We start from the raw sequence: 19,455 nt of genomic DNA on the forward strand, positions 1-19,455 counted from the left end.
AAGGGGAAACCGCGTCGGTGCCGGCATGACCGACACCGACGCGGCACCGATCACGCGCAGGTCTCGAGGGACTTCGGCGGGTTCTCGGTGGTGTTGTACTTGTAGTCGGCGCCCAGGTTCTCCTTCAGCGCCTTCTCCCACGACCCGTCCTTGATCATTTCCTGGATCGCGGAGTTGACCTTGGTGCAGGTGTCCTTGTCGCCCTTCTTCAGGCCGACGCCGTACTTCTCGGTGGAGAAGGTGCCACCGACGAGCTTGAAGGCACCCTTGTACGCCGCCTGGTTGGAGTACCCGGCGAGGATCGCGTCGTCCGTTGTCATCGCGTCGACAGCGCCCGACTTCAGCGCGGTGGCGCAGGCGGAGTAGGTGTCGTACTTCTGCGGCACCAGAGCCGGCTGCTTCTTCTTCAGGTTGTCGACCGAGGTCGAACCGGTGACCGAGCAGACCCGCTTGCCCTTGAGCGCGTCGACGCTGTTGATGTCACTGTCGGACTTCACCAGCACGGACTGGCCGGCGACGAAGTACGGGCCGCCGAAGGAGACCTGCGCCTTGCGCTTGTCGGTGATCGAGTAGGTCGCGAAGATCATCTTGACGGTGCCGGCGGCCAGCATCTTCTCGCGCTGCTTCGAGGGCGACTCGACGAACTGGATCTGGTCTTCCTTGAAGCCCATCTTGCCGGCGACGTACTTGGCGACGGCTACGTCGAAGCCGGAGTTCTTGGTGCCCTCCTTGAAGCCCAGACCAGGCTGGTCGAACTTCACACCGATCTTGATCTTCTCCCCCGAGCCGGACGAGTCGTCTCCGCCGCAGGCGGCGAGGGTCAGGGATGCTGCGGCCATCATGGCGACCGCGGAAGCGGAACGGAACTTCATGATTCTCCTCCTGCTGACGGGATGGTTGTCATCCCGGGACTGTGGGTGAGCGTGCTCAGTGCGCCAGGATCTTGGACAGGAAGTCCTTGGCGCGATCGGTCTTGGGGTTGTTGAAGAACTCCTCGGGCGTCTCCTGCTCGAGGATCTGGCCGTCGGCCATGAAGACGACGCGGTCGGCGGCACGGCGCGCGAAGCCCATCTCGTGGGTCACGACGATCATCGTCATGCCCTCCTTGGCGAGTTGCCCCATGACGTCGAGCACCTCGTTGATCATCTCGGGGTCGAGTGCCGAGGTCGGCTCGTCGAAGAGCATCACCTTGGGCTCCATCGCGAGCGACCGCGCGATCGCCACGCGCTGCTGCTGTCCGCCGGACAACTGCGCCGGATACTTGTTCGCCTGGTGGTCGACACCCACGCGCTTCAGCAGTTCCATCGCGCGCGACTCGGCCTCCTTGGCCTTCATCTTGCGCACCTTGATCGGCCCGAGCGTGATGTTCTGCAGGATCGTCTTGTGCGAGAACAGGTTGAACGACTGGAAGACCATGCCGACGTCCGCACGAAGCTTGGCCAGGCCCGCGCCTTCTTCCGGCAGCGGAATGCCGTCGATCGTGATCGACCCGCTCTCGTAGGTCTCCAGGCGGTTGATCGTGCGACACAGCGTCGACTTACCCGACCCGGAAGGGCCAAGGACGACGACGACCTCACCCTGGTGAACGGTCAGGTCGATGTCCCGCAACACGTGCAGATCACCGAAGTGCTTGTTCACGTTCTCCAGGACGACCAACGGCCGACCGGCCTGCCCGTCACGCCCCGCTTTGCTCAGATCCGCGGGCTGCCCCTCGGCGGCATTCTGCTGCGTCATGGCGGACACCCTAAGTCACATGAACACATCAATGTCATGACATGGGGGCATTTGGGACGTTACGCAGCGCAATCGTGACCAAATCCGGACGTCCGCCGTTCAGCTCGCAACGAGCTCCGCGAGTTGGATCATGTTGAGCGCAGACCCCTTGCGCAGGTTGTCGACGCAGACGAAGAGTTCGAGGGCGCGCGGGAAGTCACCGGGCTGCCTGACCCGTCCGACGAACACCGGGTCCGTGCCGACGACGTCGACGGGCGTCGGCCACTCCTGCCGCAACGGATCGTCCAGGACGACAACGGAGTTGGATCTCTCGGTCAGCGCGCGGACGGCGTCCGCCCGCGTGAGTCGTCGCTCGAAGCTCAGATGCAGCGAGGCCGAGTGGGTGGTCGTGACCGGCACCTGCACGCAGGTGGTCGCCATCCGCAGATCGGGTTCACCCAGGATGGCGCGCACCTCTTCACGGGCACGCAGTTCGGTACTCGACCAACGTCCGTCACCCGGGCCACCGACCCACGGAATCACGTTGAACGCCACCGGCGCCGGGAACGGCGAGCGCCCGTCGATGTCGGACACGAAGCGACGCACATCGCCCGGAGTCTGACCGACGCCTCGGTTCCCGGCAAGCTCGGCGGTCTCGTCGTACAGGCGATGAACGCCGCGGACACCGGCGTCGGACACGGCCTGGTACGTGGCGGCGACGACCTCGCGCAGATGCCAGACCTCGTGCAAAGTCGCGAGCGTGTTCGCCATCAGCAAGGTCGTGCCACCGGGACTGGCGATGATCCGCCCGCCCTCGCCGCGGGCTGCATCCGGATTGATCTCCGGCACCACCAACGGCACGGTCGGGTTGACCGTGTGGGCCCCGGAGTTGTCGATGACGACGGTGCCGGCTCGCGCGATGATCGGTGCCCAGGTGCGGGCGACATCGATCGGCACGCTGAGGATGCAGACGTCGACGTCGTCGAAGTTCGCCTCCGCCAACTCCTGCACAGGCAGTTCCTGGCCGAGCGCCTGCATCGTCGCTCCCTGGGAGTGGCCGGACGCGAGCAGCCGCACCTCACCCCAGACGTCGGGACGGGTGGGCAGCATCGAGACCAGGGTCTGTCCGACCACCCCCGTCGCACCCACGACGGCGAGAACAGGTCGGCGACCGTTCATCAGGCCTCACGTCCCCGAAGCGATGACCTCGGCGATCTGCACGGTGTTGAGCGCGGCACCCTTGCGCAGGTTGTCGTTGGAGATGAACAGCACCAGGCCCTTGCCGTCGGGGACGGACTGGTCCTGCCGAATCCGTCCGACGTACGACGGGTCGGCGCCGGCAGCATCGAGCGGGGTCGGGACGTCGGCGAGCTCGACGCCGGGGGCGTCGGCCAGCAGCGAACGGGCCTCGTCCGGCGTGATCGGCCTGTCGAACTCGGCGTGGATCGCCAGCGAGTGACCCGAGAAGACAGGGACGCGGACGCAGGTGCCGGCGACCAGCAGGTCGGGCAGACCGAGAATCTTGCGACTCTCGTTGCGCAGCTTCTGTTCCTCATCCGTCTCCCCCGATCCGTCCTCGACGACGTTACCCGCGAGGGCGACGACGTTGAAAGCGATCGGAGCCACGTACTTCTTGGCCGGGCCGAGTTCGACCGACGAACCCTCGTGGGCCAGTTGCTCGAGGTTGCCGGACTCCACGCCCTGGCGCACCTGGCCGGCGAGCTCCTCGACACCGGCGAGACCCGAGCCGGAAACAGCCTGGTAGGTGGCAACCGTCAACCGACGCAGGTCTGCCTGGTCGGACAGCGGCTTGAGCACCGGCATCGCGGCCATGGTGGTGCAGTTCGGGTTGGCGATGATGCCCTTGGCGGGCGAGAGCGCCTCGTTCGGGTTCACCTCGGTGACGACGAGCGGCACCTCGGGGTCCATGCGCCAGGCCGACGAGTTGTCGATCACGGTCACACCGGCGGCGGCGAACTTCGGCGCCAGTGCTTTGGAGGTCGCGCCTCCGGCGGAGAAGATGGCGATGTCCAGACCCGACGGGTCGGCTGTCTCGGCGTCCTCCACCTCGATCGAACGGCCTTGCCACTCAATGGTCTTGCCTGCCGAACGCGCGGACGCGAACAGGCGCAGGTCACCCACGGGGAAGTCGCGGTCGGCCAGGATCTGCAGCACGACGCCGCCGACCTGTCCGGTGGCACCGACGATGCCGACGTGCAACTTCTTCGCCTCGTTCATCGGCCCGTACCTCCGTAAACGACCGCTTCACCGTCGGCCGAATCGAGTCCGAACGCGGTGTGAACGGCCCGGACGGCGTCGTCCAACTGGTCGTCCTTGGTCACGACCGAGACGCGGATCTCGGAGGTGCTGATCATCTCGATGTTGATGCCGTTGTCGGCGAGTGCCTGGAACAGGGTGGCGCTGACACCCGGGTGCGAACGCATGCCGGATCCGACGAGCGACAGCTTGCCGACCTGGTCGTCGTACTGGAGCTGGTCGTAACCGATGGAGTCCTTGGCGGCCTGCAGCACCTCGACGGCCTTCTGACCGTCGCCCTTGGGGCAGGTGAAAGAGACATCGGTCAGACCTGTGTCGAGCGCCGAGACGTTCTGCACGATCATGTCGATGTTGATCTGTGCGGCTGCGATCGTCTGGAAGATCTTGGCGGCCACACCCGGGGAGTCCTTGACCCCGACGACGGTGACCTTGGCTTCGCTGCGGTCGTGCGCGACGCCGGCGATGATCGGGTCTTCCACGCCTTCTTCTCCTTGGTTGTTGCGCGAGTCGTTGTCGACGACCCAGGTGCCTTCACGGTGACTGAACGAGGAGCGCACGTGGATCGGCATGTTGAACCGGCGTGCGTACTCCACGCAGCGCAGCATCAGGATCTTGGCGCCCGAGGCGGCCATCTCCTGCATCTCCTCGTTGCTGATGCGGTCGATCTTGCGCGCCGTCGGGACGATGCGCGGGTCGGCGGTGAAGATGCCGTCGACGTCGGTGTAGATCTCGCAGACATCCGCACCCAGCGCGGCCGCGAGCGCGACGGCGGTGGTGTCGGAGGCGCCACGACCGAGGGTGGTGATCTCCTTGGTCGTCTGGCTGACGCCCTGGAAGCCGGCGACGATCACGATGTGCCCGCCGTCCAGCGCCTCGCGGATGCGTCCGGGCGTGATGTCGATGATGCGTGCCCTGCCGTGCACGTCGTCGGTGATGACGCCGGCCTGGGAGCCGGTGAACGACCGGGCGGAGTCGCCGAGATTGGCGATGGCCATCGACAGCAGGGCGGCCGAGATGCGCTCACCGGCGGTCAGCAGCATGTCGAGTTCGCGCTCCGGCGGTGCCGGGGACACCGCAGCGGCGAGGTCGTGCAGTTCGTCGGTGGTGTCACCCATCGCGGACACCACGACACACACCTGGTTGCCGGCCTTGCGGGTGTCGACGATCCGTCGTGCGACGCGCTTGATGCTGTCGGCGTCCGCCACCGACGAGCCGCCGTACTTCTGGACCACCAAACTCACGGCGGATCTCCTTGGGTTGCTGTGCGTGTGCGTTTGCTCGCGAGCTCGAAGGAGCCCGGACAATCGTAACGACGGCTTGTGGCGTCCCCCTGCACAGACCGCGATTCGGACTCGTCGTCCACGCCTTGCCCTCACCCGATCGCGGATCGAAGAACAACCCGCCGTGCCGGTCCGGCGTCGTCGTAGGCAACCGCCGGCGGGCAAACAATTGGCAAACAAGGATCGAGAAGGAGACACTTACCTGGTGTCAAGCAGCGTGAACAGCGTTGGGGGAACTGTCACGACAGTCGCGACCAGGGGGGTCAGGCGGCGTCGGGCGCTCCTCCCTGTCACGCTCCGCACCCACCGCTCCCCGAGATGGTGGGTGGAGATCTCGATCATCGTCGTCCTGAACGTCGTCTACGAACGGCTGCGTAACCTGGTGCCCGCCCGTCAGGACGAGGCGTACAACCGCGGCCACCAGGTGCTCGATCTGACCCAACAGCTGACCGGTGACCTCGAGCTCTCGGTCAACCGGTTCGTCGCCGGGCAATCGATACTCGCGCACGGCTTCAACGCCTACTACACCTACTTGCATCTGCCGGTGACCGCGCTGACGCTCATCTGGATCTTCCGCGTCCACAAGCGCTACTACCGGGCGGCGCGCACCGTCCTGGTCGGCACCACGGTCCTCGGCCTGGTCGGTTTCTACCTGTTGCCGATGGCTCCCCCGCGGTTGCTGCCGGGGGCCGGATTCACCGACACGCTGGTGACCTACGGCGCCTGGGGTTCCTGGTCGGACCCGACGGTCGCCAGTTCCACCAACCAGTTCGCCGCGATGCCGAGCCTGCATTGCGCGTGGGCACTCTGGGTGGGCCTGTGTGTCTTCTCGATCGCGCGGCGACCGTGGCTACGCGTCCTCGGCATCGTGTATCCGATGATGACCTTCGTGGTCGTGGTCGGCACGGCCAACCACTTCATCCTCGATGGCGTCGCCGGTGCGGCCGTGCTGGCAGCGGCCTTCGCAGTCCAACGACTGCTGTTCGGGCAGGGCGCCTTCCACCCCGCACCCACCCGCGACGAACTGCGCCCGCAGACCGCGAACTGATCCTCGCGCGCGGCAACCGGCGGTGTCGGCCTGACGACGTACGCTCAGGGTTGTGTACGAAGGTGTGGTCCAAGACCTGATCGACGAGCTCGGCCGGCTTCCCGGCATCGGGCCCAAGTCCGCGCAGCGCATCGCGTTCCATCTGCTCCAGGCCGACAGCGCCGACGTGAACCGTTTGGTCGAGGTGCTGCAGACGGTCAAGGCGCGAGTTCGCTTCTGCGACACGTGTTTCAACGTGGCCGAGTCCGATCGATGCCGCATCTGCGCCGACGAAAAACGCGACCGTACCCAGTTGTGCGTGGTCGAGGAACCCAAGGACGTCATGGCCATGGAGCGGGCGCGTGAGTTCAAGGGCGTCTACCACGTGCTCGGCGGTGCGATCGATCCCATGTCGGGCATCGGCCCGGACGACCTGCGCATCACCGAACTTTTCCGCCGCTTGGGTGAAGAACCCATCGAGGAAGTGTTGATCGCGACCAACCCCAACCACATCGGCGAAGCGACCGCCACCTACCTGGTGCGCTCGATGCGTCCGATGGGCGTCCGGATTTCGCGTCTCGCCTCAGGCCTGCCGGTCGGCGGCGACCTGGAGTACGCCGACGAAGTCACCCTCGGCCGGGCCATCGAAGGACGAAAGGTGCTGACGAATGTCTGAGATCTCCGACCTGGGCGGCCTGGCCGCCGAGACCGCCCGCGACGCCGAGACCTTCACCACCGCCGTACGCGAGATCGCCGCCGGCGGCGCCCCCGAGACAGCGATCCCGCTGTTGCTGCTCCTGCTGTCCCAGTTGCAGATGAGCGGCGCCCGACTCGGCGCGGTGCAGGACGTCGTGCCCGCAGAACGCTTCGAATCCGATCCCGGCGCTGAGGCCGACCTCGACCCATTGCGCCAGAACCTCGCCAACCTCTTCGAGGGCATCGACGACTACACCGACCTGGTCGACCCGGTCACCTCCGTCGAACCCGCGCGCGGCGCCGTCTCCGACGACCTCACCGACATCGTCCAGGCACTCGAGCACGGACTCGTCCACTACCGCGCCGGTCGCACCGTCGAGGCGCTGTGGTGGTGGCAGTTCAGCTACCTGTCGGAGTGGGGCGTACGCGCCGCGTCGTGCTTGCGGGTGCTGCTGACGATCCTGCGCCACCTGCGCCTCGACGTCGACGACGACGCTGCCGCCGAGGCCGAGTTCGACGCCCTGCACCCCTGATCGATCAGGTCGTGGGAGCCGAGCGCTCGTTGTAGACGCCGGCGCGCTCCTGACCGCTGAGCGCGGCGATCGCGTCCATGATCTCGTCGGTCGCCAGGCGCCGGGCCTTGCCCTGGGCGACGCCGTCCAAGCGTCCGGAGAAGTCGATCGGCTCCCCGAACTTCACGGTGAACTTCTCGCGCCGCACCTTGTTGGTGCCGATCGGTTGGACGTGCTGTGTGCCGATCAGGCCGACCGGGACGACCGGCACCTTCGCGGTGAGCGCCAGATGCGCGACGCCGACGTGTCCGCGGTAGAGCCGCCCGTCGCGCGAGCGGGTGCCCTCGGGATAGATGCCGAACACTTCCCCACGACGAAGGACGTCGAGCGCGATGTCGAGCGACTGCGCAGCGGCCTTCGAGTCGTCACGCTCGACCGGCACCATGCCCATCGAGGTGAACCACGCTCGGCTGGCCGCACCCTTCACGCCGGTGCCGGTGAAGTACTCGGCCTTGGCGAGGAACACCACCTTCCGGGGCGCCACCAGCGGGATCGCGAAGCTGTCGATGAACGACAGGTGATTGGACGCGAGCAACACCCCACCGGTGCGCGGCACGTTGTCGGCGCCCTCGACGTCGGGCCGGAACCAGGCCCGGGCCAACGGCGACACCAACAGCTGCGTCGTGAGGTAGAGCATCGCTACTCCCTGATGTCTTCGATGACCGTCGCACCGAGCACGGACGTCATCACCGGCAGGCCGACCTCGTCGCCGTCGGTGACGTCTTCGTCGTCCATCGACTCGACCGGCCCGTCGTCGTCACGACCTCTGCTGGACTCGGGAGCGGCGGTGGACGAGGGCTGCTGCGGCGAGGCGCTCGGCGCAGCTTCTGCGGTTGCCCAGGCGGGCGCGTCGGACGACACCGAGGACCAGTCACCCGACTGGTCGTCGCGCTGATAACGAGACAGGGCTGCCTGTTGGTCGAGGGCCGCACGATCTGCGCTGGGCGGAGCGGGGTGCTCGGACGCGCGATCGTCGGAGGTGGTCACACGCGACGGTGTGACCGCAGCGTCGTCGGGTTCTCCACCGGCCTGACGGACCCGCTGTTGCCAGCGGGAACGGATTTCCGCCTGCTTGGCCGCTTCGTCCTCACCTGCGTCGACCACGTGGGCATCAGCGCTGGGGCCCCAACCGGAACTGCGCTGCTGCTGCTGCTGCGCCACCGACACCTGCCCGTCGGACCCGGTGACCTGAGCCGTCACCCGGACGTCGAGCCCGAGTGCGTCGTGCACGGCCTTGCGAACGATCTCCGGGTTGGGGTCGGAGCCGATGCGCTCGACCAGTCCGGGGCTGCTGCTGCCCAGGGTCAACACCGAACCGTCGAACGCTGCGACGTGCGCATGCTGGCTGATCAGCGTCCAGGTGACCCTGCGAATGGCGGAGATTCGCTGCAGGATCGCCGGCCATTCGCGACGGATCTCTTCGACCCCGAGTGCACCGGGGTGAGCTGCCGGTGCCTGCGACGGTGCCTGCGAGGGTGCCTGCTCGGTCTCCGGCGCGGACTGCCGCTCGGCCGGACGCGCGTCGCGGGACGGTGTCTGTTCGGTCGGCGTCTGCTGACCCGTCGATGATCGCCGAGGCGGCACGGAGTCGTCCGGGAAGTCGTCCTCGGGCGGCGGTTCCTGCTCGAACGCGGGCTCCGGACCTCGCTCGACCGGACGCTGCTGCACACGGCGCTCCGACGCCTCGGCGACCGGGGTCTCGCGGGCCGGCCGCTGCTGGGAGGAGGCCGGGTCACGCTGCGGCACGGGGCTTCCCGACTGATCGACGGTCGGGTTCGGCACCGGAGCGGCAGCCGGTCGGGAAACAGGAGCTGTCGCGGACCCGGCGGAGATGTCGATGCGCCGCTCCAGCCGGTCGAGGCGGGCGCCGTACCCGTCCTCTCCCGCGGCGCGGGGCAGCAGCACCCGCGCACACATGAGTTCCAACTGCAGGCGGGGACTGGTCGCACCGGTCATCTCGGTGAGACCGGCGTTGATGATGTCGGCGGCGTACGACAGCCGTCCGGGCCCGAACGCACCGGCCTGACTACGCATCCGCTCGATCTGATCACCGGGCAGACCGCGCAGCACCGCCTCGGCTCCGTCGGGCACCGCAGCAACGATGATCAGGTCGCGCAATCGCTCCAGGAGGTCCTCGACGAAACGCCTCGGATCGTGACCCGACTCGACGACGCGGTCGACCTGCTGGAACACCGCAGCACCGTCACCGGCCGCCAAGGCGTCGACCGTCGCGTCCAGCAACGCACCATCGGTGAAACCCAGCAACGCGGCAGCACCGGCGTAGGTGAGCCCGTCATCGGTCGAACCGGCGATCAACTGGTCGAGCACCGAGAGCGAGTCACGGACCGACCCACCACCGGCACGCGTGACGAACGAGAGGACTCCCGGCTCCACGGCCACGCCCTCGGTCGCGCAGAGGCCCTCCATGTACTCGGCCAACCGCGCCGGCGGAACCAGACGGAACGGGTAGTGGTGGGTGCGCAAACGGATCGTGCCGATGACCTTCTCCGGCTCGGTGGTCGCGAAGATGAACTTCACGTGCTCCGGCGGTTCCTCGACGATCTTCAGCAACGCGTTGAAGCCTTGCGGCGTCACCATGTGCGCCTCGTCGATGATGTAGATCTTGAACCGGCTCTGCGCCGGGCCGTAGGACGCACGCTCGCGCAGGTCGCGAGCGTCGTCGACACCTCCGTGGCTGGCCGCGTCGATCTCGATGACGTCGACCGTGCCGGCTCCCTTGCGCGACAACGCAACACACGACTCGCAGGTGCCGCACGGCGTGGGCGTCGGCCCCTGCTCGCAGTTGAGGCAGCGGGCCAGGATGCGCGCGCTGGTCGTCTTGCCGCAGCCGCGCGGACCGCTGAACAGGTAGGCGTGGTTGACCCGCCCCGTGCGCAGGGCCTGCATCAGCGGCTCGGTGACGTGCTCCTGCCCGATCACATCGGCGAACGTCTCCGGGCGGTAACGACGGTAGAGGGCTGTGCTCACCCAGTCACTCTATGCCGCAGGACCGACAGCCCACACCGGTCGACCCAAGCTGGGGACGAACGCCAGGAAGGGGAAATGAAGGGACCCGTCGGGCACCTGAAAAGCAGTTTGTCCTCTGGAGGCTCCTTCGGCGTTCGACCCGTCGCTCGTACCTCGCTGACGGCTCGAGCCGCCCCGCCTCCGTGTGCCGCCTCCGTGTGCCTGGCCGTCGACTCACCCGGGTGCCGCCACGGCACCGCGATTGGGCCTGGGCGCGCGCCTGTTCTAAACTCCTCAGCAGACCCCTCGTGTGGTGATACCTCACTGAACTCCCCCAGGGCAGGAATGCAGCAAGGGCAGGTGAGCTCTTTCAGGTGCGCGAGGGGTCCTTTCATGCCCGTTGGGCCCTGAACATGAACAAGCCCCCGGCACCGAAGTGCCGGGGGCTTGTTCGTGATCACTGCGATCACCACGCGGAGGATGCGGGATTTGAACCCGCGAGGGGTTTCATCCCCAACACGATTTCCAATCGTGCGCACTAGGCCACTATGCGAATCCTCCAGGCCGGTCGAGGATACCGGGCCGGACGCTCAGTCCGAAATCGGCTCCAACTGGGGCGTCTCGGCGCCGGCACGCCGGGCGACATCGGATTGCGCGAGTCGGCGCAGCGTGATCAGCAACTTGTCGGAGACTGCAGTGCCGAGCACGGTGTTACGGACGGCGAGGGTCGCGTCGTCCGGGACGAGGGAGATGTCGACCTCGGCGATGTCGTGGGCCAGCCGAGCAAGGCCCACCATGTGCGCCATCGTCATACCCACATCGGCCTCGGCGGCCACTTCCAGCTGGCGCTCGAGCAGATCGACCATCCGGTCACCGTCGCTGTACTCCCACCCGAGTTTGTCCAACAGCTGCCGGGCGAGTGGGTGCTCGCGCCGCGGGACGATCACCGGTGGGGCAAGTGACTTCTGGGCGGTCGCGAGCAGGCTGAGCCGGTCGACCTGCGGGTCGTTCATCGCGTCGACGACCATCTTCGTGGCCGCGATCGAGAGTCCCCCGACCTCGGTGAGCGCCCGGACGAGCCTGACCCGCTCCACATGGGAGTCGTCGTAGAAGGACTGGGTCTTGGCCTGCGCTTCGCCGGGATGCAGCACCCCCTCGCGCAGGTAAAACTTCAAAGTGGCGATGGGCATCCCCGTCACCTCGGACAGTTCCGAGATACGCACTGCAAACCTCCTCGGGAAGCACCCGCGCTGCGGGTTCACCCTCACTATCGCTCTGGACGACCATTCGTTCGGGCTCGCCTCCCCCGGAAGCCGGGACGACCGTAGCAAAGTCTTCGCCCACCACCGCCCGCGGCTCTCGGGGAGTTCCTGCCAAATCCATTTGAAAGCCGCGACTCATGAGCCTGACTCGACCGACGAGCCGCCCGGACGTGTCCCGGGCACGGGCACGAGCCGGACGTGAAACAATCACGCTGGCTGTGACTGCGATCGTGAAGGGGACGACAATGCACGACCGACGGTTGGCATGCGTCGGCTTCGTCGTCGGCATCGCCGTCCTCGTCACCGGGTGCAGCGACGACCCCGCACCCCAGAAACCCCGTGCGACCGCTGCGTGCCCGAAGACACTGCCGAAACCGTCGTTCACGGTGCCGCTCTCCCAGATCTACCTCAACATCTACAACGCCAGCGCCACCTCCGGCCTGGCTTCGAAGGCCGCAGGTGAACTGACCTGGCGTGGCGCTCACGTGCTGAAGACCGGCAACGACCCCAACCCCGACGGCCGACCCGAACCGCGTACCGCGGAGATCCGCCACGGCAGGAACGGCCGCCAGGTCGCGCTGAATCTCGCTTCCCAGGTACAGAACGCCGTCCTGTACCAGGACGACCGGAGCAACCCGACGGTCGACCTTGTCCTGGGCGACTCGTTCAAGTTCGTGCCGGTGCCGCCGCCGCCCGCGCAGAAGGTGACCGTGCGGGTGTACAACACGACGTTCAAGGGCGGACTGTCCGGCACTGTCGCTGCCGGGTTGCGCGAGCGTGGCTTCCAGGTCGCAGCCAACGGCAATGACCCCAACGGCGGCTACTTCCCCGACGACACCGCGATCATTCGGCACGGCGAATTCGGCGAGCCGGCCGCGCGCCGCGTGCAACTGTCCATCAAGGGCGCACGCCTGGTGAAGGACGGTCGCAAGGACGAGACCGTCGACGTCATGCTGGGCAGCAAGTTCGAGGAGTTGGTGCCCGCCGCCGAGGCGACTCCGGCTCCGGCGAAACCGAGTTCCAGACCGCCGGGCTGCTGATCAGAACCAGCGGTCAGCGACGACGCCGAGCCGTCCCGAACAGGCTTCGGGTGATCTCGCGTCCGATGACGGTGCCGGCCGAACGAAGCATCGATTTGAAGGCACTCGACTTCACCACCTGCTCGACCACTCCCGGTTCCTGCTCGGCCCGCCGGGCGGGCGGAGCTGCCGGCGCGGGCGGCTCCGGGTCTGCGGCTGCGGGTTCCGGCGCCGCCTCCATCCGTTTGTTCAACATCTCGTACGCCGACTCGCGATCGACCGCGGCGCCGTACTTGGCGTTGAAGGGCGACGCGGAGACCAACTGATCCATCGTCGCTTCGGACGACGGCGCCATGAGCGAGGTCGGCGCTAGCATCCGCGTCCAGGCCACCGGCGTCGGTGCACCGCGCTCGCTCAGGACGGTGACGACGGCTTCACCGGTGCCGAGGGTGGTGAGCAGTTCCTCCAGGTCGTACTCGCTCGTCGGGAAGGTGCGGACGGTCCGGGTGAGCGCCTTCTGGTCGTCCGGGGTGAACGCGCGCAACGCATGCTGGACGCGGTTGCCGAGTTGGGCGAGGACGGCCTCCGGCACGTCCTTCGGCGTCTGTGTGACGAAGAAGATGCCGACACCCTTGGATCGGATGAGCTTCACCGTCTGTTCGATCGAGGAGAGGAACGCCTTCGACGCGTCCTTGAACAGCAGATGCGCCTCGTCGAAGAAGAAGACCAGCTTCGGCTTCTCCGCGTCACCCACCTCGGGAAGGTCCTGGAAAAGGTCAGCGAGCAGCCACATGAGGAACGTGGAGAAGAGTTCGGGACGGTCCTGCACCTGCGGAAGTTCAAGCCACGTGATGACGCCCTTTCCGTCCGGCGCAACTCGCATCAGATCGGCCGTGTCGAACTCCGGTTCACCGAAGAAGACGTCGGCGCCCTGGTCGGAGAACGTGATCAGCGAGCGCAGGATGACGCCGGCCGTCGCGGAAGAGAGGCCGCCGAGTTCCTTCAGGTCGGCCTTGCCCTCGTCCGAGACGAGGTGCTTGATGACCGCCTGCAGGTCCTTGAGATCCAGCAGCGTCAGTCCGCGCTTGTCGGCGTAGTGGAAGATCAGGCCGAGGCTGGACTCCTGGGTGTCGTTGAGACCGAGCACCTTCGCCAACAGAGTCGGTCCGAACGAGGTCATGGTGGCGCGGACCGGGGCGCCCTTGCCCCGTCCGCCGAGGGTGAGGAACTCGGTCGGGTAAGCGGTCGCGGTCCACTGTTGCCCGATGCCCTGCGTGCGATCGAGCAGCTTCTCGCTCGATTCGCCCGGCGTCGCCAGGCCGGAGATGTCGCCCTTGATGTCGGCGATGAAGACCGGAACGCCCTGGTTCGACAACTGCTCGGCCATCAACTGCAATGTCTTGGTCTTGCCCGTTCCGGTCGCGCCGGCGACCAGGCCGTGGCGGTTCATCATCGCCAGTGGCAGGCGCACCGGCGCGTCGGGATGCGGGGTGTCTTCGTCCATCGCCACCCCGAGCTGGAGGGCCAGGCCCTCGAAGCCGTACCCGGACTTGATCTGGTCGAGTTGCGTCGCAGATTCGCTCACGGCGACGACTCTAGACTCAGATCACAGCCGAACTCCGGCGAGCCGCCGGAACCAGCCGACCTAGACTGGCGCGGTGATCTCCCAGGCCGTGAGCGAAGTGCGCCCGTCCTTCGATCACGGCCTGGGGTGTCGTTACGGATCGACATGCCCACCGACATGGGCACCGATCGCCGCTGCACGCACGCGTCCACGTGATCTGATGGTGCCGATCTCATGAAGTACGCACAATCGACCGGACGCTCCCACGCCCGCGACCGCAAGCGCAGGCGTTCCCTCATGGTGCTCATCGGGGTCGGACTGGCCGTCGTGCTCGGATCGGCCTACGCGGCGGCGTACACCACCGGGATGATCCCGGGTAGTCGCCCGCCCCAGAAGCCGGCGAGCTGCTCACCCACGAAGGTCGTGCACGCCAACGCCGGGTTCGTCCTGAACGTCTACAACGCCTCCAGCGGCCAGGGCAAGGCCAAGGAGACGGCGAAAGCGCTGAAGGCGCACCACTTCACCGTCGGTGTTGTGAGCAACGACCCGTACCAGATGAAGCTGAAGACGGTCGGCCAGATCCGGTTCGGCCCGAAGGGCGCAGCCAAGGCGAAGCAGTTCGTGCAACCCCTCGTGCCGGGCGCCCAGAGCATGAGGGACGGACGCGACGACGACTCGATCGACGTCGTTCTGGGTGATGCCTTCCCGACGATCAACACCCCCGCGCCGACCACCAGCACCACCCCGCCTGGCTGCTGAACCAGAAGTCCCCGAGATGACCCAGTTGCCTTTCGGACGTGAGATCCAGTCGCGAATCTACTCAGCGGGCGTGTTCGGTCGGACGCCATCGGTGCCGACCCATGCCGACTCGCTGGAGCGCGCGGGGTTGAAGGCGATGAGCCCGCCGGCACGCGACTACGTGCAGACCGGTGCCGGATCCGGGTCGACGATGGACGCCAACCGTGCCGCCTTCGACCGGCACCGCATCGTGCCGCGAATGCTGCGCGACGTGAGCCGCCGGGAACAGTCGATCTCCCTGCTGGGCAGAGATTTCCCCTCCCCTTTGCTGACAGCCCCGATCGGTGTGGCCGAGATGGCACATCCCGATGCCGATCTCGCCGTCGCGCGCGGGACGAAGGCCGCGGGCGTGCCGATGATCATCTCCTCGCAGGCGTCCGTGCCGATGGAGCAGATCGCCGCCGAACTCGGCGATCACCCGCGTTGGTTCCAGCTCTACTGGAGCAACCAGCCGTCCGTCGTCGGGTCGTTCGTACGCCGGGCCGAGGCCATCGGTGCGGGCGCGATAGTGGTCACGCTCGACACGACCGTGCTCGGCTGGCGCACGCTCGACCTCGATCGCGCGTACCTGCCGTTCGCCCGTGGTCTCGGCATCGCGCAATACACGTCCGACCCGGCGTTCCAGGACCTGGTCGAGCAGCGCGTGAACGGCGGGCCGGGCAAACAGCCCGACGGACGACCGACCCCGGCCGCGGTGCGCTCGCTGCTCTCGATCACCAAGCACTATCCCGGCGAGTTCCGCGAGAACCTCCGCTCGCCCTATCCACGCGCCGCCGTCCAGACCTTCCTCGACGTCTTCTCCCGAACCGATCTGACCTGGGACGACCTGGCGACGCTGCGGGAGATGACGGACCTGCCGATCCTGGTCAAGGGTGTGCAGTCCGTCGAGGACGCTCGGCTGGCACTGGAGGCGGGTGTCGACGGGATCATCGTCTCGAACCACGGCGGCCGGCAGGTCGACGGAGCGATCGCCTCCCTCGATGCGCTGGAGGCGATCGTCCCCGTTGTCGATAGACGCGTCCCGCTGCTGTTCGACAGCGGGATCCGTTGTGGTGCAGACGTTTACAAGGCGTTGGCGCTCGGCGCGTCAGCGGTGTGCATCGGCCGCCCCCACGTCTACGGGCTCGCGATCGCCGGTGCCGACGGGGTGCGTGAGGTGCTCGAACACTTCCGTGCCGAACTCGACCTCATGATGGCCACCACCGGCGTCACCTCGATCGCCGAGATCGACTCCTCGATGCTGGCCTGAGGTCGCCATGCAGACGTCGGTGACGCTCAACTCACCGATGCGCAGCAGCGCCTGGGCGCGCTCGACCCGCCGGGTCATCAGGTAGGAGTAGGGCATTTCGCCGTACGCCTTCTTGAACGAGCGCTGGAAATGGCCGACCGACATCAGCGCATCGGCCGCGAGAGCGGGCACGTCGAGGGGCTGGGCGTAGTCGCGATCCATCCGATCACGCGCCCGCCGCAGCCGGACGATGTCTTCGTGCTCCACCCGTCCAGTGTGCCGGTTTGGGCCGAACGTCGACCGTCGGGTATGTTCTTCGGCGGTGGCGTGTCCGAGCGGCCTAAGGAGAACGCCTCGAAAGCGTTTGTGGGTTAACCCCCACCGAGGGTTCAAATCCCTCCGCCACCGCCAGATGGAACGAGGCGCCCGCAGCGATGCGGGCGCCTCGTTCCATCTGCCGTCGGACTGACTGAAGACCTAACTGAAGACCATTCCGCCGTCGACCAGCACCGACTGCCCGGTCATGTAGTCCGAGTCGGGGCCAGCCAGGTACGACACCAGCTTGGCGACGTCGTCGCCGGTCGAAACGCGTCCGAGTGCGATGCCTGCGGCCATCGCCTTCATCGACTCGCCCTTGCCGACGTTGTTGATCGCGCCGAGATCGCGATCGATCTCCTCCCACATCGTCGTGTCGACGATGCCCGGGCAGTAGGCGTTGACCGTGATGCCGTGCTCGGCCCACTCCTGCGCGGCCGACTGGGTGAGCGCCCGCACCGCGAACTTGCTGGAGCAGTAGACACCGAGCAACGGAAATCCCTTGTGCGCCGCGATCGACGCCGCGCCGATGATCTTGCCGCCGTTGCCTTGGGAGATCATCTGCTTGGCGGCCTCGGTGTAACAGAGGAACACCCCTCGCCCGTTGACCGCGTGCACCCGGTCGTATTCCTCGGGAGTCACTTCGAGCAGCGCCTTGGTCTGGGCGATACCGGCGTTGGCGACCATGACGTCGAGCGACCCGAGTTCGTCGACGGTCGTGGCCACCAACCGGCGTACGTCGTCGGCCGATGACACGTCACCGGTGGCGGCGACGACCTTGCCGCCGTGGGTCCGCAACTCCTCGGCGGTGGCCTCGAGTGCGTCGGACATGTCGGGAAGGTCGGACACGACCAGGTCGTGTCCGTCGCTCGCCAATCGGTTCGCGATCGACTTGCCGATTCCGCGCGCTGCGCCGGTGATGTGGACGTTGGCCATGACGGCTCCTTCAGGACAGGTGGACGGTTTCGGGGATGGCGTAGACGGGCGTGTCGAGCCCCTCCATGCGCGCCTTGAGCTGAATCGACAGGTAGCGCGAGTAGTGCCGGGACTGATGCAGGTTGCCGCCGTGGAACCACAGGTTGTCCTGCTTGGTGGGCTTCCACATGTTGCGCAGCTCGCCTCGCCACGGGCCCGGGTCCTTGGTCGTGTCGGAGCCGAGGCCCCAGCACTTGCCCACCTTGTCGGCGACCTCCTGGCTGATCAGCTTCGCCGCCCAACCGTTCATCGAGCCGTAGCCGGTGGCGAACACGATGAGGTCGGCGTCGAGGTGGCGTCCGTCGTCGAGCACCACCCCGGTCTCGTCGATGTGGTCGACGTTCGCCGGTGCGACGAGCTTGATCTCGCCCTTGGCCACCAGGTCGGAGGCACCGATGTCGATGTAGTAGCCGGAGCCGCGCCGCAAGTACTTCAGGAACAGACCGGAGTCGTCGTCGCCGAAGTCGAGCATGAACCCGGCCTTCTCCAACCCGTCGTAGAACTCCTTGTCGTTCTCGCGGATGACGTCGAAGGCCTGCTTCTGCACGCCCGGCAGCACCTTGTACGGGATCGAGGCGAAGATCAGGTCGGCCTTGTCGTGGTCGATGCCGTTGGCCAGCGCCTCCTCGGAGTAGAGCGGGCCGAGCACCTCGGTCATCAGCGACTGCGACCGCACGATGTGGGTGCTCGAACGCTGCAGCATCGTGACGTCGGCTCCGGCTCGCCACAGGTCGGCGCAGATGTCGTGGGCCGAGTTGTTCGAACCGACGACGACGGCCTTCTTGCCGGCGTACGCGTCGCCACCCGGGTGCTGGGACGAGTGCTGGATCTCGCCCTTGAAGGTCTCCATGCCCGGCACGGTCGGCATGTTCGGCACACCCGACATGCCCGTTGCGAGCACCAATTGCGAGGGCTCGAGGGTGACCGGCGAACCGTCGCGCATCACCCTGACGGTCCACTTCTGGGTCGACTCGTCGTAGTCGGCCGACACGCACTCGGTGTTGCTCCAGTAGTCGAGCTCCATGATCTTGGTGTAGCTCTCCAGCCAGTCGCCGATCTTGTCCTTCGGCGTGAACACCGGCCAGTTCGCCGGGAACGGCAGGTAGGGCAGGTGGTCGTACCAGACCGGGTCGTGCAGACACAGGGAGTGGTAGCGGCCACGCCACTGGTCGCCCGGACGCGGGTGCTTGTCGATGATCAGCGTCGGCACCCCGAGCTGCTTCAACCGGGCACCGAGCCCGATGCCACCCTGACCGCCGCCGACGATGACCACGTACGGCTGGTCCTCGTAACCCAGGCGCGCCTGGCGTTCCTTCTGGTGGTCGAGCCAGTTCTTGTCCTGGTTGGGGTTGCCGTGTTCGGCGCCGAGCGGACGCCGGGTGCCCCGGTTCTCCAGGAAAGTCGACGAGTTCCTGCGAGGTGGTCAGCAGCGTCCATGCCTTGCCGTCGCGCAGCCGCACCAGGCCCTTGCCGTTGAACGCGTCGTTGTCGAACTCGAACCAGGCCTCGATCACCCCGTCGGCGTCGGCCGCCTCGGTCGCACGAATGTTCCTGGGGCGCAGGCCTTTCACAGTGCCGTCGAGCATCGCGGTGATCTCGTCGGCGCCCTCGGCAGTATGCAGGTTCCAGGTCAGCGACACCAGGTCGCGCCAGTAACACTCCGGCCCGAACAGGTCGGTCACCGCGGCGTCGTCGTCCCCGCCGAGGGCTTGCTCGAACGAGCTCAGCCACTGCTGGGCGGTCTTCAGTTCATCGGTCATCA

General features: G+C 66.9%; 16 protein-coding genes, 2 tRNA genes, 1 other RNA gene and 1 pseudogene. 8 read left to right on the top strand and 12 right to left on the bottom strand.

The genetic code is table 11. The annotated features are described in order from the left end of the window. Positions 1-50: 50 nt before the first annotated feature. The 5 genes from MF407_RS12985 to MF407_RS13005 form a co-directional block, all read right to left on the bottom strand. A complete protein-coding gene (locus MF407_RS12985; RefSeq protein WP_129624221.1) occupies positions 51-872 on the bottom strand; it encodes a glutamate ABC transporter substrate-binding protein in 822 nt (273 codons plus the stop codon). Positions 873-927: 55 nt separating this feature from the next. Continuing rightward, positions 928-1,656, bottom strand: a complete 729-nt coding sequence (locus MF407_RS12990; RefSeq protein ID WP_205744652.1) for an amino acid ABC transporter ATP-binding protein — start codon at positions 1,654-1,656, stop codon at positions 928-930. Between the two features lie 177 nt (positions 1,657-1,833). Then, on the bottom strand, positions 1,834-2,892 hold the full coding sequence (locus MF407_RS12995; RefSeq protein WP_239702536.1) for an aspartate-semialdehyde dehydrogenase: 1,059 nt from the start codon (positions 2,890-2,892) through the stop codon (positions 1,834-1,836). A gap of 6 nt (positions 2,893-2,898) precedes the next feature. After that, complete coding sequence (locus tag MF407_RS13000; protein WP_239702537.1) at positions 2,899-3,951, bottom strand: aspartate-semialdehyde dehydrogenase; 1,053 nt, start codon at positions 3,949-3,951, stop codon at positions 2,899-2,901. Further along, entirely contained in the window at positions 3,948-5,231 is a 1,284-nt protein-coding gene (locus MF407_RS13005; RefSeq protein ID WP_141927480.1) for an aspartate kinase, read from the bottom strand. Before MF407_RS13005 ends, MF407_RS13000 begins: the two co-directional genes overlap by 4 nt. Before the next feature lie 364 nt (positions 5,232-5,595). Between MF407_RS13005 and MF407_RS15945 the strand changes: the two genes are divergently transcribed. Genes MF407_RS15945 through MF407_RS13020 form a run of 3 tightly spaced genes read left to right on the top strand, consistent with a single transcriptional unit; the run spans position 5,596 to position 7,526 of the window. Then, on the top strand, positions 5,596-6,318 hold the full coding sequence (locus MF407_RS15945) for a phosphatase PAP2 family protein (protein ID WP_168990101.1): 723 nt from the start codon (positions 5,596-5,598) through the stop codon (positions 6,316-6,318). Positions 6,319-6,370: 52 nt separating this feature from the next. Further along, the gene (gene recR / locus MF407_RS13015; protein ID WP_129624227.1) at positions 6,371-6,973 is read left to right on the top strand and encodes a recombination mediator RecR; all 603 of its coding nucleotides are present in this window, start codon (positions 6,371-6,373) and stop codon (positions 6,971-6,973) included. After that, positions 6,966-7,526 carry a DUF5063 domain-containing protein gene (locus tag MF407_RS13020; RefSeq protein ID WP_129624228.1) on the top strand — a complete coding sequence of 187 codons (561 nt, stop codon included), beginning with the start codon at positions 6,966-6,968 and terminating at the stop codon, positions 7,524-7,526. The genes recR and MF407_RS13020 overlap by 8 nt, the downstream gene beginning before the upstream one ends. A 4-nt stretch (positions 7,527-7,530) precedes the next feature. On the opposite strand, the gene MF407_RS13025 is transcribed toward MF407_RS13020, so the two are convergent. Both MF407_RS13025 and MF407_RS13030 read right to left on the bottom strand, forming a co-directional pair. Continuing rightward, complete coding sequence (locus MF407_RS13025; protein WP_129624229.1) at positions 7,531-8,202, bottom strand: lysophospholipid acyltransferase family protein; 672 nt, start codon at positions 8,200-8,202, stop codon at positions 7,531-7,533. A gap of 2 nt (positions 8,203-8,204) precedes the next feature. Next, positions 8,205-10,553, bottom strand: a complete 2,349-nt coding sequence (locus tag MF407_RS13030; RefSeq protein ID WP_239702538.1) for a DNA polymerase III subunit gamma and tau — start codon at positions 10,551-10,553, stop codon at positions 8,205-8,207. Between the two features lie 276 nt (positions 10,554-10,829). Between MF407_RS13030 and ffs the strand changes: the two genes are divergently transcribed. Further along, positions 10,830-10,926: signal recognition particle sRNA small type (gene ffs, locus MF407_RS13035), an RNA gene on the top strand. A gap of 80 nt (positions 10,927-11,006) precedes the next feature. On the opposite strand, the gene MF407_RS13040 is transcribed toward ffs, so the two are convergent. Together MF407_RS13040 and MF407_RS13045 are read right to left on the bottom strand one after the other, a co-directional pair. Continuing rightward, positions 11,007-11,093: transfer RNA gene (locus MF407_RS13040), tRNA-Ser, on the bottom strand. 29 nt (positions 11,094-11,122) lie between these two features. Further along, entirely contained in the window at positions 11,123-11,800 is a 678-nt protein-coding gene (locus tag MF407_RS13045) for a MerR family transcriptional regulator (protein WP_345770868.1), read from the bottom strand. Positions 11,801-12,039: 239 nt separating this feature from the next. Between MF407_RS13045 and MF407_RS13050 the strand changes: the two genes are divergently transcribed. Beyond that, positions 12,040-12,834, top strand: coding sequence for a LytR C-terminal domain-containing protein (locus tag MF407_RS13050; protein WP_170221668.1), 795 nt, complete (start codon positions 12,040-12,042; stop codon positions 12,832-12,834). Between the two features lie 13 nt (positions 12,835-12,847). Here the strand turns inward: MF407_RS13050 and MF407_RS13055 are convergent, their stop codons facing one another. Next, positions 12,848-14,398 carry a helicase HerA-like domain-containing protein gene (locus tag MF407_RS13055; protein WP_239702539.1) on the bottom strand — a complete coding sequence of 517 codons (1,551 nt, stop codon included), beginning with the start codon at positions 14,396-14,398 and terminating at the stop codon, positions 12,848-12,850. Positions 14,399-14,611: 213 nt separating this feature from the next. On the opposite strand from MF407_RS13055, the gene MF407_RS13060 reads away from it, so the two are divergent. The 3 genes from MF407_RS13060 (at position 14,612) to MF407_RS13070 (ending at position 16,814) form a co-directional block, all read left to right on the top strand. Continuing rightward, complete coding sequence (locus MF407_RS13060; protein WP_239702540.1) at positions 14,612-15,136, top strand: LytR C-terminal domain-containing protein; 525 nt, start codon at positions 14,612-14,614, stop codon at positions 15,134-15,136. 16 nt (positions 15,137-15,152) lie between these two features. Continuing rightward, positions 15,153-16,424, top strand: a complete 1,272-nt coding sequence (locus tag MF407_RS13065) for an alpha-hydroxy-acid oxidizing protein (RefSeq protein WP_239702541.1) — start codon at positions 15,153-15,155, stop codon at positions 16,422-16,424. 300 nt (positions 16,425-16,724) lie between these two features. Continuing rightward, a tRNA-Ser gene (locus MF407_RS13070) sits at positions 16,725-16,814 on the top strand. Between the two features lie 66 nt (positions 16,815-16,880). Here MF407_RS13070 and MF407_RS13075 read toward each other — a convergent pair. Both MF407_RS13075 and MF407_RS13080 read right to left on the bottom strand, forming a co-directional pair. Further along, entirely contained in the window at positions 16,881-17,654 is a 774-nt protein-coding gene (locus tag MF407_RS13075; protein WP_129624241.1) for an acetoin reductase, read from the bottom strand. Between the two features lie 10 nt (positions 17,655-17,664). Then, positions 17,665-19,453 (bottom strand): annotated as a pseudogene (locus MF407_RS13080) (NAD(P)/FAD-dependent oxidoreductase). Between the last annotated feature and the right edge of the window lie 2 nt (positions 19,454-19,455).

This window comes from Yimella sp. NH-Cas1 (genome assembly GCF_022359705.1).
Lineage (GTDB): Bacteria > Actinomycetota > Actinomycetes > Actinomycetales > Dermatophilaceae > Yimella > Yimella lutea.